The organism is Pseudomonas sp. GM84 (assembly GCF_000282535.1).
GTDB lineage: Bacteria > Pseudomonadota > Gammaproteobacteria > Pseudomonadales > Pseudomonadaceae > Aquipseudomonas.
In genome coordinates this window covers 19,316-35,375 of record NZ_AKJC01000091.1, presented here as the reverse complement: position 1 = coordinate 35,375, position 16,060 = coordinate 19,316, and the positions used below count along the sequence as shown (strand labels likewise).

16 protein-coding genes and 1 riboswitch are annotated in these 16,060 nt (G+C 65.0%); of the genes, 7 read left to right on the top strand and 9 right to left on the bottom strand.

Annotated features, from left to right (window positions below; genetic code table 11):
- The first annotated feature begins 41 nt into the window (after positions 1-41).
- Positions 42-2,273: a TonB-dependent siderophore receptor gene (locus PMI38_RS07595; protein ID WP_008092383.1), complete on the top strand. Its 2,232-nt coding sequence runs from the start codon at positions 42-44 to the stop codon at positions 2,271-2,273.
- Positions 2,274-2,294: 21 nt separating this feature from the next.
- On the top strand, positions 2,295-3,185 hold the full coding sequence (locus PMI38_RS07590; RefSeq protein WP_008092381.1) for an alpha/beta hydrolase: 891 nt from the start codon (positions 2,295-2,297) through the stop codon (positions 3,183-3,185).
- Positions 3,186-3,297: 112 nt separating this feature from the next.
- Here PMI38_RS07590 and PMI38_RS07585 read toward each other — a convergent pair whose 3' ends face one another.
- The gene (locus PMI38_RS07585; RefSeq protein WP_008092379.1) at positions 3,298-4,503 is read right to left on the bottom strand and encodes an RtcB family protein; all 1,206 of its coding nucleotides are present in this window, start codon (positions 4,501-4,503) and stop codon (positions 3,298-3,300) included.
- Between the two features lie 92 nt (positions 4,504-4,595).
- Positions 4,596-4,737: riboswitch (FMN riboswitch) on the top strand.
- Positions 4,738-4,817: 80 nt separating this feature from the next.
- On the opposite strand from PMI38_RS07585, the gene ribB reads away from it, so the two are divergent.
- The 5 genes from ribB (at position 4,818) to PMI38_RS07560 (ending at position 10,787) form a co-directional block, all read left to right on the top strand.
- Positions 4,818-5,471 (top strand): 3,4-dihydroxy-2-butanone-4-phosphate synthase, encoded by a 654-nt coding sequence (gene ribB / locus PMI38_RS07580; protein ID WP_008092377.1) that lies wholly within the window; start codon positions 4,818-4,820, stop codon positions 5,469-5,471.
- Positions 5,472-5,682: 211 nt separating this feature from the next.
- Positions 5,683-5,925 carry an exodeoxyribonuclease VII small subunit gene (locus PMI38_RS07575; RefSeq protein ID WP_008092375.1) on the top strand — a complete coding sequence of 81 codons (243 nt, stop codon included), beginning with the start codon at positions 5,683-5,685 and terminating at the stop codon, positions 5,923-5,925.
- Positions 5,922-6,809 carry a (2E,6E)-farnesyl diphosphate synthase gene (ispA, locus tag PMI38_RS07570; RefSeq protein WP_008092374.1) on the top strand — a complete coding sequence of 296 codons (888 nt, stop codon included), beginning with the start codon at positions 5,922-5,924 and terminating at the stop codon, positions 6,807-6,809. Before PMI38_RS07575 ends, ispA begins: the two co-directional genes overlap by 4 nt.
- Positions 6,810-6,912: 103 nt before the next feature.
- Positions 6,913-8,814, top strand: a complete 1,902-nt coding sequence (gene dxs / locus PMI38_RS07565; RefSeq protein ID WP_008092372.1) for a 1-deoxy-D-xylulose-5-phosphate synthase — start codon at positions 6,913-6,915, stop codon at positions 8,812-8,814.
- A 125-nt stretch (positions 8,815-8,939) separates the two neighbouring features.
- Positions 8,940-10,787, top strand: a complete 1,848-nt coding sequence (locus PMI38_RS07560) for a TonB-dependent receptor plug domain-containing protein (RefSeq protein WP_008092371.1) — start codon at positions 8,940-8,942, stop codon at positions 10,785-10,787.
- Here the strand turns inward: PMI38_RS07560 and PMI38_RS07555 are convergent.
- The 8 genes from PMI38_RS07555 to ribH all read right to left on the bottom strand — a co-directional run bounded on the left by PMI38_RS07555 (position 10,765) and on the right by ribH (position 16,054).
- On the bottom strand, positions 10,765-11,577 hold the full coding sequence (locus PMI38_RS07555; RefSeq protein ID WP_008092369.1) for a cobalamin-binding protein: 813 nt from the start codon (positions 11,575-11,577) through the stop codon (positions 10,765-10,767). The genes PMI38_RS07560 and PMI38_RS07555 overlap by 23 nt on opposite strands.
- The gene (locus PMI38_RS07550; RefSeq protein ID WP_008092367.1) at positions 11,577-11,996 is read right to left on the bottom strand and encodes a hypothetical protein; all 420 of its coding nucleotides are present in this window, start codon (positions 11,994-11,996) and stop codon (positions 11,577-11,579) included. Before PMI38_RS07550 ends, PMI38_RS07555 begins: the two co-directional genes overlap by 1 nt.
- The gene (ribA, locus tag PMI38_RS07545; protein WP_008092366.1) at positions 11,993-12,610 is read right to left on the bottom strand and encodes a GTP cyclohydrolase II; all 618 of its coding nucleotides are present in this window, start codon (positions 12,608-12,610) and stop codon (positions 11,993-11,995) included. Before ribA ends, PMI38_RS07550 begins: the two co-directional genes overlap by 4 nt.
- A gap of 231 nt (positions 12,611-12,841) precedes the next feature.
- Entirely contained in the window at positions 12,842-13,585 is a 744-nt protein-coding gene (locus tag PMI38_RS07540; RefSeq protein ID WP_008092364.1) for a substrate-binding periplasmic protein, read from the bottom strand.
- 17 nt (positions 13,586-13,602) lie between these two features.
- Entirely contained in the window at positions 13,603-14,106 is a 504-nt protein-coding gene (locus tag PMI38_RS07535) for a phosphatidylglycerophosphatase A family protein (RefSeq protein ID WP_008092362.1), read from the bottom strand.
- A complete protein-coding gene (gene thiL, locus PMI38_RS07530; protein ID WP_008092360.1) occupies positions 14,103-15,062 on the bottom strand; it encodes a thiamine-phosphate kinase in 960 nt (319 codons plus the stop codon). The genes PMI38_RS07535 and thiL overlap by 4 nt, the downstream gene beginning before the upstream one ends.
- An 18-nt stretch (positions 15,063-15,080) precedes the next feature.
- Entirely contained in the window at positions 15,081-15,581 is a 501-nt protein-coding gene (gene nusB / locus PMI38_RS07525; RefSeq protein WP_008092358.1) for a transcription antitermination factor NusB, read from the bottom strand.
- The gene (ribH, locus tag PMI38_RS07520) at positions 15,578-16,054 is read right to left on the bottom strand and encodes a 6,7-dimethyl-8-ribityllumazine synthase (protein ID WP_008092356.1); all 477 of its coding nucleotides are present in this window, start codon (positions 16,052-16,054) and stop codon (positions 15,578-15,580) included. Before ribH ends, nusB begins: the two co-directional genes overlap by 4 nt.
- Between the last annotated feature and the right edge of the window lie 6 nt (positions 16,055-16,060).

The following is a 16,060-nucleotide window of genomic DNA, read 5'->3' as shown; positions in this document are numbered from 1 at the left end:
CACGATCTCTTGCCTTCCGCTCGCTGTTCCGGAGATCGATGATGTCGCCCCGCCCGCTTTCTTTCGCCCCCTTCCTGCTGCTGACCAGCTGCCTGCTGAGCAGCGCCGTGCAGGCCGCCACCGACCAGCCAGCGCCCATCGAGCTGGAAAGCCAGAACGTGGTGGCCACTGCACTGGAAGAAACCAAGCAGGCGCCGGGCGTGTCGATCATCACCGCCGAGGACATCAAGAAACGCCCGCCGGCCAACGACCTGTCGCAGATCATCCGCACCATGCCGGGGGTCAATCTGACCGGCAACTCCACCAGTGGCCAGCGCGGCAACAACCGGCAGATCGACATCCGTGGCATGGGACCGGAAAACACCCTGATCCTGGTCGATGGCAAGCCGGTGAGCAGCCGCAGCTCGGTGCGCTACGGCTGGCGTGGCGAGCGCGACTCGCGCGGCGATACCAACTGGGTGCCGGCCGACCAGGTCGAGCGTATCGAAGTGATCCGTGGCCCGGCCGCGGCCCGCTATGGCTCCGGGGCCATGGGCGGGGTGGTCAACATCATCACCAAGCAGGCCTCTGGCGAAACCCACGGCAACATGACCGTTTACCAGAACTTTCCCCAGCACGGTGACGAAGGCGCCACCAAGCGCGTGAGCTTCGGCCTCAACGGCCCGCTCACCGACACCCTCAGCTACCGCGTCTACGGCAACGTCGCCAAGACCGACTCGGATGACTGGGACATCAACGCCGGCCATGAATCCGAGCGCACCGGCAACCAGGCCGGCACCTTGCCCGCCGGCCGCGAAGGCGTGCGCAACAAGGACGTCAATGGCTTGCTGAGCTGGCACCTGACGCCTGAGCAAACCCTGGAATTCGAGGCCGGCTTCAGCCGCCAGGGCAACATCTACACCGGTGATACCCAGAACACCAACTCCAACGCCAACGTGAAAAGCATGCTGGGCAAGGAGACCAACATTCTCTACCGCGAGAACTTCGCCCTTACCCATCGCGGCGACTGGGACTTCGGCAGCAGCATGGCCTACCTGCAATATGAAAAGACCCGCAACCAGCGGATCAACGAAGGTCTGGCCGGTGGCACCGAAGGTATCTTCAGCAGCACCGATTTCTACACCTCGACCCTGCGCGACCTGACCGCCCACGGCGAGCTGAACCTGCCGCTGCACGCCTGGCGCGACCAGACCCTGACCCTGGGCAGCGAATGGACCCAGCAAAAACTCGACGACCCCAGTGCCAACACCCAGAGCACCAGCGAGGGCGGCGGCGTCGACGGCTTGACCAGCAGCGGTCGCGACACCAGCTCGCAAGCGCAGATCTTCTCGCTGTTCGCCGAAGACAACATCGAGCTGATGCCCGGCACCATGCTCACCCCTGCCCTGCGCTTCGACCACCACAGCATCGTTGGCGACAACTGGAGCCCATCGCTCAACCTGTCCCACGCGCTGACCGAGACCCTCACCCTGAAAGCCGGCATCGCCCGTGCCTACAAGGCGCCGAATCTTTACCAGCTCAACCCCGACTACCTGCTCTACAGTCGCGGCCAGGGCTGCTATGGGCAGAGCACCAGCTGCTACCTGCAAGGCAACGAGAACCTTGAAGCCGAGACCAGCATCAACAAGGAACTGGGCATCGAGTACCAGCGTGACGGCTGGGTCGCTGGCCTGACCTACTTTCGCAACGACTACAAGAACAAGATCGACTCCGGCCTGAGCCCGATCGGCAACGCCAGCGGCGGCAGCGGCAGCTACGCCAACGCCGCGATCTACCAGTGGGAAAACATCCCCAAGGCCGTGGTCGAGGGCCTGGAAGGCACCCTGACCATCCCGCTGACCGAGCAGTTGCAGTGGACCAACAACCTCACCTACATGCTGCAGTCGAAGAACAAGGAAACCGGCGAGACCCTGTCGGTGACCCCGGCCTACACCCTCAACTCGATGCTCGACTGGCAAGCCAGCGACGACCTTTCGCTGCAGTTGAGCGTGGCCTGGTACGGCAAGCAGAAGCCGAAGAAGTACGACTACCACGGTGAGCGTGTCACCGGTTCGTCGAACGACCAGCTGGCGCCCTATGCCCTGGTTGGCGCCAGCGGCACCTATGCGATCAGCAAGAACCTCAGCCTGACCGCCGGCATCGACAACCTGTTCGACAAGCGCCTGTTCCGTGCCGGCAATGCCCAGGGTGTGAACGGCATCGAAGGTGCTGGCGCCGCCACCTACAACGAACCGGGCCGCACCCTGTACACCAGCCTGACTGCGTCGTTCTGACGCCATGACGAGTATTGCCTGATGAGCAAGATGCCCCTGTACCTGGCCATGGCACTGGCCCTCGCCGCCCCGGCCGCCCAGGCGCAGCCGGAGCGCGAGCAGAAGATGGACACCTCACTGCTGCAGCGCCAGGACCTGCCCTACCGCTTCAGTCAGCTCGACCTGGACTCGGTCGATGGCCAGCGTCATTACCGGTTGTGGATCGGCAAGCCGGACCGCCCGGCACCTGCCGCCGGCTATCCGGTGCTGTGGATGCTCGACGGCAATGCCGCGCTTGGCGCGCTGGACAGCGCGCAGTTGCAGCAACTCGCCGCAGGTCAGGCGCCGCTGCTGGTGGCGGTGGGTTACCAGACCGAGCAACGGATCGAACGGGCCGGGCGCACCTACGACTACACCCCGGCGCTACCTGGGCAAACCGAGCAGCGCGATCCGCTGACCGGGCAGCCCAGTGGAGGCGTGGATGCGTTCCTCGATCTGCTGACCCAGCGCATGCGGCCGAGGGTGGCCGAGGTGGCGCCGATCGACCTGCAACGCCAGACGCTGTGGGGGCATTCCTACGGAGGGCTGGCGGTGCTGCATGCGCTGTTCACCCGGCCTGGGGCGTTCAGCGACTACGCGGCGGCCAGCCCTTCGTTGTGGTGGCATGACGGGGCCATCGTTCGCGAGGCGCAGGGGTTGCAGCAGCGCTTGGGGGACAGCCGCCCGACACTGTTGTTGATGCGGGGAGGTGAGGAACCGTCGAATCCGCGTGCGGCGGTGAAAGGCGATGTGGAGCGGCCGGCGCGGGAGCTGGCGGCGGACCTGGCCAAGGTGCAGGGGTTGCAGGTGCGCTTCGAGCGGTTCGAGGGGCTGGGGCATGGGCCGATGTTGCCGGCTTCGCTGAGAAAGGTGATCGAGGACATGTCGCGGTAAGCCTGTACCGGCCTCTTCGCGGGGCAAGCCCGCTCCCACAGGGAATGGGGGGCTTTCAGGACGTGCACTGTAACTGTGGGAGCGGGCTTGTCCCGCGAAGAGGCCCGCACAGTCACCCCTTCACACAAACCACCTGCCGCAGCGTGTGCACCACCTCCACCAGCTCCCGCTGCGCCCGCATCACCGCATCGATGTCCTTGTACGCCATGGGAATCTCATCGATCACCTCCTTGTCCTTGCGGCACTCCACATGGGCCGTCGCGCGCCGCTGGTCTTCCACGGTAAAGCGACTCTTGGCCTTGGTCCGGCTCATCACCCTGCCGGCACCATGGCTGCACGAACAGAACGCTTCCTCATTCCCCAACCCCCGCACGATGAAACTCTTGGCCCCCATCGAGCCGGGGATGATGCCCAGCTGCCCCTTCTGCGCCGACACCGCCCCTTTGCGCGTGACCAGCACCTCACGGCCGAAATGCTGCTCACGCTGCACATAGTTGTGGTGGCAGTCGACCGCCTCCAGGCTGGCGTCGAAAGGCTTGCCCAGCACCTTGCGCGCCGCTGCGACCACCGCCCGCATCATCAGCTCGCGGTTGTGCCGGGCGAAATCCTGCGCCCATTCGACGGCCTGAACGTAATCGGCGAAATGGCGGCTGCCCTCTTCGAAGTACGCCAGGTCCTTGTCCGGCAGGTTGGCCAGGTGCTGACGCATGTCTGCCTGGGCCAGCTCGATGAACAGGTTGCCGATGGCATTGCCCACACCTCGTGAGCCGCTGTGCAGCATGAACCACACCCGGTCGGCTTCATCCAGGCAAACTTCGATGAAGTGATTGCCGCCGCCCAAGGTGCCCAGGTGATGGCGGTTATTGGTTTTCTCCAGCCGGGGATACTTGTCGGTAATGGCTTTGAAGCGCCCGGCAAGCTGGCCCCAGGCCTTGTCCGCGCTGCCCGGCACATTGTCCCAGGCGCCCTGGTCGTGGCGGCCAAAGGTCTTGCCATGGGGCACGGCGTGTTCAATGGCTGTGCGCAGGCCGTGCAGATTGTCCGGCAGGTCGCGGGCATGCAGCGAAGTCCGTGCGGCAATCATCCCGCAGCCGATATCGACGCCCACGGCCGCCGGGATGATCGCGCCCACGGTGGGGATCACGCTGCCGATGGTCGAACCCTTGCCCAGGTGCACGTCGGGCATCACCGCCAGGTGCTTGAAGATGAACGGCAGCTGCGCCGTGTTGAGCAGCTGGCGGCGCGCTTCGTCTTCGACCGGCACACCGTCGGTCCAGAGTTTGACCGGCTTGCCGCCGGCGGCTTGGAGAATGTCCATGGGGCTGTTCCAGTAAGGCCATGGCGCCATGATACCGCCGAAGGTCGTAGGCCGGCGGGTTGCCAGCGGGGTGGCACTGTGCGTTATGCTTGGCCGGTCTTCAGGGCGGGGTGCAAGTCCCCACCGGCGGTAAATCGAAAGATGAGCCCGCGAGCGCCCCGGCCATGCCGGGGGTCAGCAGATCTGGTGCGACTCCAGAGCCGACGGTCATAGTCCGGATGAAAGAAGGCGTCAGGCAGGGGCCATTCGGGCGCCCCTGCGCGCGCATTTTGTTCGCCCCGAGACGTTCATCGATCATTCACGAGGAGCGTTTCATGTCCACCCAGTACCACTCGCAATTCCCCAATGTGTCCGCCGCCATCGCCGCCTTCCAGGCCGGGCGCCCCGTACTGCTGCTCGACGATGACGATCGCGAGGACGAAGCGGACATCGTGGCCGCCGCAGAAAATCTCTCGCTGCAGACCATGGCCATGATGATCCGCGACTGCAGCGGCATCGTCTGCCTGTGCCTGGACGAGGCCACCGTCGATGCCCTGCAGCTGGCGCCGATGGTGCAAAACAACCAGGCGCGGCATGGCACCGGCTTCACCGTCACCATCGAGGCTGCCGAGGGCGTGAGCACCGGCGTTTCGGCTCAGGACCGCATCACCACCATCGAAGCGGCGTTGCGTTCGACTGCCGAACAGCGCCATATCGTCAGCCCGGGACATGTGTTCCCGCTGCGCGCGCGCAATGGCGGGGTGCTGACCCGTCGTGGGCATACCGAAGGCTCGGTGGACCTGGCGCGCCTGGCGGGGTTGCGGCCGGCGGCGGTGCTGTGTGAGCTGATGAACCCCGATGGGAGCATGGCCCGGGGCGAGCAGGTGGCGGTGTATGCGCGGCAGTACAACTTGCCGGTGCTGACCATCGAAGAGCTGGCGCGCTACCGCGAGGCGATGGTGGAACGGGAAGAAGCTGTGCCAGCCTGATGAACTGCCGGGGCCGCTTTGCGGCCCATTCGCGGGACAAGCCCGCTCCCACAGGTACAACACAGCCCTCCGGAACTGTGGGGTGCCTGTGGGAGCGGGCTTGTCCCGCGAAAGGGCCGGCAAGTTCACCCTCAACCGTCCTGAAGTTTGCTCCCCCCGCCCCGCTCTGCTAGTGTCGCGCCGTTCTGACCAGCCACCGAGACCCATCGCCATGGCCCGCAAAAAAGCCTCCATCGATTTCGAGCAATCCCTCGCCGACCTGCAAGCCCTGGTCGAGCGCCTGGAGAACGGCGAGTTGTCGCTGGAAGACTCGCTGGCCGCCTTCGAGCAAGGCATCGCCCTGACGCGCGATTGCCAGGGCGCCCTGGCCCAGGCCGAGCAAAAAGTGCAAATCCTCCTGGAGCGTGACGGCGAGCTCGCCGCGCAGCCCTTCGACGCGGAGCCAGAAGCATGATCAGTGCTTACCAGGCCAGCAGCCAGGCCCGTGTCGACGCCGCACTCGAACCCCTGTTCGTCGCCCCCGCCAAAGAGCTGGAGCGGCTGTATGCCGCCATGCGCTACAGCGTCATGAATGGCGGCAAACGCGTACGCCCGCTGCTGGCCTACGCGGCCTGCGAAGCCTTGGGCGCACCGGCCGACCAGGCCAATGGCGCTGCCTGCGCGGTGGAGCTGATCCATGCCTATTCATTGGTGCATGACGACCTGCCGGCCATGGACGACGACGACCTGCGCCGTGGCCAGCCGACCACCCACAAGGCCTTCGACGAAGCCTGCGCGATCCTTGCCGGTGACGGCCTGCAAAGCCTGGCCTTCAGTGCCCTGCTGGACCCACGCCTGAGCCCGCAGTCCGACGCCATCCGCCTGGCCATGGTCCAGGCCCTGGCCAAGGCCGCAGGCCCCGCCGGCATGGTCGGCGGCCAAGCCATCGACCTGGGTTCGGTGGGCTTGAAACTGGACCAGCAGGCCCTGGAATACATGCACCGGCACAAGACCGGTGCGCTGATCGAGGCCAGCGTGCGCCTCGGCGCCCTGGCCAGCGGCCGTGCCGAACAGCCGCAGCTGGATGCCCTGCAGACCTATGCCCAGGCGATCGGCCTGGCGTTCCAGGTGCAGGACGACATCCTCGACGTGGAAAGCGACACCGCTACCCTCGGCAAGCGCCAGGGTGCTGACGTCGCCCGCGACAAACCGACCTACCCGGCACTGCTCGGGCTGGAGGCGGCCAAGGCCTATGCGATCGAACTGCGCGACCAGGCGCTGTTCGCACTCGAAGGGCTTGGCGAGAACGCCGAGCCGCTGCGGGCGTTGGCTCGCTATATTGTCGAGCGGCGTCATTGATTGGGGCTGCTTTGCAGCCCCATTCCCCCACCCGTCTGAATGGGCAGTATTTCCCACAATGGGGTAAACTGCCGCGTCTTAAACATCCATAACGACTCGCCTGATGCCCACGACGTTTCAAGAGATCCCCCGCGAACGCCCGGTCACGCCGTTGCTCGACCGCGCTGACACGCCCGCCGGCCTGCGCCGGTTGGCCGAAGCCGACCTGGAGACCCTGGCCGACGAATTGCGCCAGGAGTTGCTCTATACCGTTGGTCAGACCGGTGGGCATTTCGGCGCCGGCCTGGGCGTCATCGAGCTGACGATCGCCCTGCACTACGTGTTCGACACCCCGGACGACCGTCTGGTGTGGGACGTCGGCCACCAGGCGTATCCGCACAAGATCCTCACCGGCCGGCGCAACCGTATGCTGACCCTGCGCCAGAAGGACGGCATCGCCGCCTTCCCGCGCCGCAGCGAAAGCGAGTACGACACCTTTGGTGTCGGCCACTCGAGCACCTCGATCAGCGCCGCACTGGGCATGGCCATTGCCGCCCGCCTGCAGAACAGCGCACGCAAATCGATCGCGGTGATCGGCGACGGCGCGCTCACCGCCGGCATGGCCTTCGAGGCGTTGAACCACGCCCAGGAAGTCGATGCCGACATGCTGGTGATCCTCAACGACAACGACATGTCGATTTCGCGCAACGTCGGCGGCTTGTCCAATTACCTGGCCAAGATCCTCTCCAGCCGCACCTACTCGAGCATGCGCGAAGGCAGCAAGAAAGTGCTGTCGCGCCTGCCGGGTGCCTGGGAAATCGCCCGCCGCACCGAGGAATACGCCAAGGGCATGCTGGCCCCCGGCACCCTGTTCGAGGAACTGGGCTGGAACTACATCGGCCCGATCGATGGCCATGACCTGCCGACCATGATCGCCACCCTGCGCAACATGCGTGACCTCAAGGGCCCGCAGTTCCTGCACGTGGTGACCAAGAAGGGCAAGGGCTTCGCCCCGGCCGAGATCGACCCGATCGGCTACCACGCCATCACCAAGCTCGAGCCTGCCGACAAGCCGGCCGCGCCGAAGCCGAAGAAAGCCAGCGGGCCGAAATATTCCGCGGTGTTCGGCCAGTGGCTGTGCGACATGGCCGCCGCCGACAATCGCCTGGTGGGCATCACCCCGGCGATGAAGGAAGGCTCCGACCTGGTGGCGTTCAGCGAACGCTTCCCGCAACGTTACTTCGACGTGGCGATCGCCGAGCAGCACGCCGTCACCCTCGCCGCGGGCATGGCCTGCGAAGGCAGCAAGCCGGTGGTAGCGATCTACTCGACCTTCCTGCAGCGCGCCTACGACCAGCTGATCCACGATGTGGCGGTGCAGAACCTCGACGTGCTGTTCGCCATCGACCGTGCCGGTCTGGTCGGCGAAGACGGCCCGACCCACGCCGGCAGCTACGACCTGTCGTACCTGCGCTGCATCCCCGGCATGCTGGTGATGACCCCGAGCGACGAAAACGAACTGCGCAAGATGCTCAGCACCGGCCACCTGTACAACGGCCCGGCGGCCGTGCGCTACCCGCGCGGTACCGGCCCTAACGCGCCGATCAGCGGCGATCTGGACCCGCTGGAAATTGGCAAGGGTGTGGTCCGCCGCCAGGGTGCAAAAGTCGCCCTGCTGGTGTTTGGCGTGCAGTTGGCCGAAGCCCTCGAAGTGGCCGAGCGCATCGACGCCACGGTGGTCGACATGCGTTTCGTCAAGCCGCTGGATGAGGCCCTGGTGCTGGAACTGGCGGGCAGCCATGAGCTGCTGGTGACCATCGAAGAGAACGCCATCATGGGCGGTGCCGGCGCTGCCGTGGGCGAGTTCCTGGCCAGCCAGGCCGTGGTCAAGCCACTGCTGCACCTGGGCCTGCCGGACATCTATGTCGAACACGCCAAGCCGGCGCAGATGCTGGCCGAGTGCGGGCTGGATGCTGCCGGGATCGAGGCTTCGGTAACGGCGCGCATGGCCAAGCTGGGCCTGTAAATCCTTGGGGCCGCTTTGCGGCCCATTCGCGGGACAAGCCCGTTCCCACAGTTGACTCGCTCTTCTCAAGAGCATTGGTGAACCTGTGGGAGCGGGCTTGTCCCGCGAATACGATGGTGATACCAATGAAAATTCCGACCCTTGCCACGCTGCTGTGCGTCCCCACGGCTGCCCTGGCTGCCGAACCTGCTCGCGACGACGCCCTGAAGCTCCCCGACGTGCTGATCAGCGCCAACCGCCAGGTCGAGTCGCGCACCGCCACCAGCGCCGCCAACACCGTGTTCACCCGCAGCGACATCGACCGCCTGCAGCCCAGCAGCGCCACCGATCTGCTCACCCGAGTGCCAGGCGTACAGGTCGCGCCCACCGGTGGCCGTGGCAGCCTGCCAGGGATCTTCATCCGTGGCACCAAGGCCGCCCAGAGTCTGGTGCTGGTCGATGGCGTGCGCATTGCCAACGCCACCTCAGGCGACAGCGGCCTGCAGTTTCTCGACGTCGACCAGATCGAACGCGTCGAAGTGCTGCGCGGTTCGCGTTCGGCGATCTATGGCAGCGATGCCATCGGCGGGGTCATCCAGATCTTCACCCGCCGAGGCGATGGCCAGAACCTGCAGCCGCGCCTGCGCCTGGCAGCAGGCAGCAACCAGAGTTTCCAACGCAGCCTGGGACTTTCAGGCGGTAACGGTGCGACCCGCTTCAACCTCGGCGCGAGCCTTGATGAAACTGCCGGCATCGACTCGACCGGGCCATCCTTTGCCAGCGACAGCGACCATGACGCCTATCGCAACAAGTCGTTCAACCTGAGCCTGAGCCATACCTTTGGCGAACGCTTTGAGGCGGGTCTGAACATGCTCGATAGCCGTGGGCGACACGAGTACGACGAGCCACGCGGATTCAGCCCGCAAGAGCCCTATTCGAACTTCTCCGTCAGCAGCATCGGCAGCTATCTGGATGCGCAGATCACCGAGGCGTGGAACACACGGTTCGAACTGGCCCACAGCGAGAACCGCGACGACAGCCGAGACAAGCTCAGCGATTCCAGCTTCCCCTTCAATACGTACCGCGACCAGGCCACCTGGCAGAACAACCTGACCCTGGATGAGCACAACAGCCTGCTGCTAGGTGGCGACTGGTACGAAGACCGAGTCCATGCCAGTACCGACTTCACCGAGGACAGCCGCTGGAATCGAGCGCTGTTCGCCCAGCACCGCTTTCATGGCGAATACTTCTCTACCGAGATTGGTCTGCGCCACGACGAGAATCAGCAGTTCGGAGGGCAGACCACCTGGAGCGGCAGCCTGACGGTACCGCTCAACGCGGCCAACGATGTATTGCTGTCGTACAGCGAAGGCTTCCGAGCGCCCACCTTCAACGATCTGTATTTCCCCGGCTACAACAACCCGGATCTCAAGCCCGAGCACTCGAAAAGCTATGAGCTGCAATGGCGCAGCCAGCTGAGCGAAAGCAGCAGGCTTGAAGCCTCGCTGTACCGCACGGACCTGCGTGACGCAATCGAGTACAGCGTGCAACCCGAGAACGTCGGGGCCGCCCGCATCAACGGCTTCGAGATGGCCCTCAACCAGGAATGGAACGGCTGGACGTCGCAACTGGGCCTGGCACTGATCGACCCGCGCAACCGCGACAACGGTCATACCCTCTCTCGCCGGGCACGGCGCACCGTGAGCCTGGACATCGACCGACAATTCGACCGTTTCGGCGTTGGCGCCAGCTGGCAGGCGGCAAGCAGCAGCTACAACGACGAAGCCAATACCGACCCGATCAGTGGTTACGGCGTGCTGGGCCTACGTGGAAGTTGGGCTGCAAGCGCCGAGCTGAAGTTCGACTTGAAGCTGGATAACCTGCTGGACAAACAGTACAGCCGCACCCACTACAGCTACCAGGGCAACAACTACGGCTACCGCGAAGAAGGCCGCACAGCGCTGATCAGCGTCACCTGGACGCCGGCGCTCTAGCCGCCAGCAGCGCGCACAGACGGGCAGTGGCTTCGATCATCTGCCCGCTGGGCCGCTCCAGCCCCTTGTCCGGCACCACCAGCAGGCGCTCGCCGGCCACTGCGCTCAGGCGCGGCCAGGCCTTCCAGCTGGCCAGTTGCGCCGAGTCGCCCGCAAGGATCACCTGCGGATCCCGCAACAACACCGATTCGACACTGACCTGAGGTGCCGGCAGGCTGAGGTCGGCAAAGATGTTGCGCGCACCGCACACCGCCAGGGCGTCGCTGACCACCTGCCCGCCGCCCAAGGTGTACAGCGGCCGGTCCCACACTTGATAGAACACGCGCAGCGGCTCTGCCCGCCGATACTGCTGGCGCAATTGCTGCAATCGCTCGCCCAGTGCCGCCGCGTGGCGCCGCCCTTGCTCGGCGCGTCCGACCTGCACAGCAATCGCCTCGATCTGCGCGAGCAACTGGTCCAGGTCGTGGGGTTCGGCGCTGTAGGTGGCGATGCCCAGGCGTTTGAGCTGGTCGCGCTGGGCCGGGGCCACGCTTGAGGGCCAGACCAACAGTAGATCCGGCTTGAGGCTGAGCAGGCGCTCCATGTCCAACTGCCCCTGGCGCCCCACCGAAGGCAGGTCGGCCAGCGCCGTCGGCCGTTCGCCACCGTCGAGCACGCCAACCAACAGGTCGTCGGCCTGCAGTTCGAGCATGATTTCAGTCATGGAAGGGGCAAGGCTGATGACCCGCAACGGCTCACCGGCCTGGGCGCTGCCGGCCAGCAATGCCAGCAGCCAGAAGAGGACGCGCATCAGCCCAGTTGACGCGGGATGCGGTAGAGGTAGAGCAGCACGACGGTGGACAGCGCCAGCAAGATCTGCGGCACGGCTTCGAGCCCCACCAGCACCGACAGCGCGGCGACCCACGCGGGGAAGCAGGCGAACAGCATGGCCATGCGCCGCACACGCGCCAACTCGATCCAGGCGGCCGGCTCTTCGGCCGTGCCCAGTACCTTGGAGGTGGCGATCAAGGCGCGCTTGTAGGCGCCAAAGCGCGGCAGACTGAGGAACATGGTCGCCGCACCGGCGATGAACAGCGGCATGGCCAGCACCGAGACCAGGGCATCGCCGCCACCGAAGGCCCAGGCCATGACCGGCAACGGCACCAGGCCGACCGCCAGGTATTGCCACCAGGCCAGGGCCAGGCGCCGCTTCACCTCGCCACGGGTCACGCCTGGGGCACCTCGCCCTGGTGTTCGCTACCCAGCATGTGGCCAAGCTTGTCGGCCTTGGTCGCCAGGTAATAGCGGTTGTGGGGGTTGTGACCGGTGTGCAGCGGAACACGCTCGGCGACATTGATGTTCATGTCGGTGAGTGCTTTGACCTTGCGCGGATTGTTGGTCATCAGGCGCAGCGACTTCACGCCCAGGTGTTCGAGCATCGGCAGGCACATGGCGTAGTCGCGCTGGTCGGCAGCAAAGCCCAGACGCTCGTTGGCTTCGACGGTGTCGGCGCCACCGTCCTGCAGTTCGTAGGCGCGGATCTTGTTCAGCAGGCCGATGCCGCGGCCTTCCTGACGCAGGTAGAGCAGCACGCCACGGCCTTCGCGGGCGATGGCCTGCAAGGCGGCTTCCAGCTGCGAACCGCAGTCACACCGCTGGCTGAACAGGGCATCGCCAGTCAGGCACTCGGAGTGCAGACGCCCCAGCACCGGCTCGCCGTCGGCAATATCACCCAGGCTGAGCACTACATGCTCACGGCCAGTGGCTTCGTCGAGAAAGCCATGCATGGTGAAAGTCGCGAAGGGGGTCGGGAGTTTAGAGGCGGCAACAAAGACGACGGGCACGTTGTGCTCCTGGATAAGTTGGAAATTTCTCGTGACGCGATTGTATCAGCAGGTTGGGGCCTGTGCGCTCGTTGAATACCGTGGCATAAGATCGAAAAGTTCGATGCTTAGGTTGCCTGTTGGGGCCCTATCGCCGGCAAGCCGGCTCCCACAGGTACAGCGCAGCTCTTGAAGCCTGTGCTTACCCTGTGGGAGCCGGTTTGCCGGCGATGGGCCGCGCAGCGGCCCCAGCTATTGCGGCTTGCTGTCCGCAGTGAACGGATACGGCTGCTTCCAGTGCTCGAAAATCGCCTTCAACTCGCCACTGCGTACCAGTTCGGCCATGCGCCTGTCGAACAGGTCAAGCAAAGCCTTGGCCTGCTCGTTACGGGCAAAGGCCAGGTACAACGGCAACTCGGCTACATGGGTACGGCGAAAACGCTCAGGTTGCGAGCTCTGCCCCAGCACATAGTCCACTTCGGTCTGCGCATCGATGTAGAAGTCCACACGGTCATGTTCAAGCATCGGCAGGATGCCTTCGCGACGCTGGATCTCACGGAACGTGTGCACATTGGGCAGGTAGCTGGCGTAGTCATAACCGCGCACCCAGGCCAGGCGATAGCTGCCGACCGTGTCATGGCTCGGCACCGGCTTGCTGGCAAGCCCCAGGGCATAGATATGATCCATGTCGAAGTGCCAGCGCGGGTAAAGGTTGTCGTCGGTCTCTTCCTTGTACGAGCCAACCCAGGCATCCGCCTCGCCACGCTTCACCAGCCCGATCGCGCGACTGTAGGGCATGGTCTGGGTGACCACCTTGACCCCAGCCGGCTCGAACACCTTGCGCAGTACATCCCAGGCCACGCCTGTACCATCGGCATTGGTGTAGTCGAGCCACTCTTCACTGACCAGGTGGATCTGCTTCGGCACCTCTTCGGCTGCCACCACCCAGGGCGCAAACGTAAGCAGCATTGCCAGCAGCACAGTCCTTATGGCCATCGAAGCACTCCCTGTAGTCAGCCCACCGCCCATACCAGAAGCTGCATGCCCAGCCAGGCGAAGACGCCAGCCAGGATATCGTCGAGCATGATGCCGACTCCGCCATGCACATGACGATCGATCCAGCGGATCGGCCATGGCTTGAGGATGTCGAAGAAGCGGAACATCAGGAACCCTGCCAGGATCCACTGCCACCCTTCAGGCACCAGCCATAGGGTGATCCACATGCCGACCATCTCGTCCCAGACAATGCCTTCATGATCGTGCACACGCAAGTCATTGGCGACTTTGCCGCACAGCCAGAAGCCGAACAGCATGGTGACGCCCAGCAGCAGCCAGTAGCCCCAGTCCGGCAACATCTGCCACAACGGGATGAACGGGATGGCCACCATCGAACCCCAGGTGCCCGGGGCCTTGGGAAGGGTGCCGGAGCCGAAGCCGAAGGCGATGAAATGCCAGGGGTTGCGCCAGACCGATGGCGGAACGAACTCCGCAGGCACCTGGTTGGGGTGGTCGGTCACGGTGTCTCCCTAAAGTGTTGATAGCCCCTTTGGACGGGGGTGATGTCCAGGCCCTGCGGGTCACGCAACGTCACCCCATGGCCTTCGAGCACGCGGCCGACGACATGCACCTCGACGTCTGCCAGCGCCGCGAGCGATTCGGGGGGCAAGGTGAATGCCAGCACATAGTCGTCGCCGCCGGTAAGCGCCGCCTGCACGGCTGCTTCGCGGCCGAGAAAGGCCTCTAGAACTGGAGACACTGGCACCTGCACCAGGTTCACCTCAAGCGCGACGCCGGACGCCTTGGCGATATGCCCGCAGTCCGCCAGCAGGCCGTCAGAGATGTCCAGGGCCGCCGTGGCCAGGCCACGCAAGCGTTGGCCCAGGCCGAGCTGGGGCAGCGGTGACCAGTAGTGCGCCAGCAGCGGCTCGGCCAGTTCGGCAGGCGCATCGCGCTCACCGAGCACCAGTGGCAGTGCACCCGCCGCCTTGCCCAGCGAACCACCCACACACAGCAGGTCGCCCGGACGGGCACCGCTGCGGCGCAGGGCCTGGCCAGCCGGCACGCGGCCGAACACGGTGACGGTGATGCTCAACGGGCCCCGGGTGGTGTCGCCGCCAATCAGGCTGATGCGACAACGCTGGGCCATGTGGCTGAGGCCGGCGGCGTAGGCTTCGAGCCAGTCCGGGCCGACGCCAGGCAGGGTCAGGGCAAGGGTGAAGCCGATGGCCTCGGCGCCCATGGCCGCCAGGTCGCTGACCGCCACGGCCAATGAGCGCTGGCCAAGCAGGCGTGGGTCGCAGACAGCGGGAAAATGCACGCCGGCAACCAGGGTGTCGGTCGACACCGCCAGCTGCTCGCCGGGGGGAAGGTCCAGCAGGGCACAGTCGTCGCCGATCCCCAGCACCACGCCCTCGCCGCCCTGCGCACAGGGCGCGGCGGCGAAGTAATGGTTGATCAGCTCGAACTCACCCATGGCCAGGCAGCGCCAGGATCAGCGCTTGTTCGCCTTGACTTCTGCTTCGCGCAGCGAAGGCGCGAGCTTGTCCAGCACGCCGTTGACGAACTTGTGGCCGTCGGTGGCGCCGAAGACCTTGGCCAGTTCCACGCCTTCGTTGATCACCACGCGGTACGGTACGTCGACGCGCTTGATGAACTCCCAGGTGGACAGCCGCAGCACGGCCAGCTCGACGGGGTCGAGCTCTTCCAGTGCGATGGTCATGCAAGGCACCAGCGCCTTGTCGATTTCACTCTTGATCGCCGGGACCCCATGCAGGATCTCGCGGAAATAGGCGCCATCGACATCGGTGAAATCGTTATCGACCCGGAACTGCGCTTCGATCTCGTTCAGCGAATGCTGTGCCATGTGCCACTGATACAACGCCTGGGTCGCGAGCTTGCGGGCTTCGCGGCGCTTGGCGCTCTTCGATGGCTTGCCGGCATCCGCAGGTTTTGGATCGCGCGGGTTGAAACGATCGCTTTCGTCGCTAATCACTTGGCCTCCAACTGCGCCAGCAGGCTGACCATTTCCAGAGCGGACAGGGCAGCTTCAGCACCTTTGTTGCCGGCCTTGGTGCCGGAACGCTCGATGGCTTGCTCGATGGAGTCGACGGTCAGAACACCGAAGGCCACCGGCACACCGAACTCCATGGACACCTGGGCCAGGCCCTTGGTGCATTCGCCCGCCACGTATTCAAAGTGCGGGGTACCGCCACGGATCACTGCGCCCAGGGCGATGATCGCGTCGTATTCGCCTTGCTGGGCGACTTTCTGTGCCACCAGCGGGATTTCGAACGCGCCCGGGGCACGGATGATGGTGATGTCGCTTTCGCTGACACCGTGGCGTACCAGGGCATCAACGGCACCGCTTACCAGGCTTTCTACGACGAAGCTGTTGAAGCGGCCAACCACCAAAGCATAGCGACCTTTGGGGGCGATGAAGGTACCTTCGATGGTCTTCAGGGTCATTCCGAT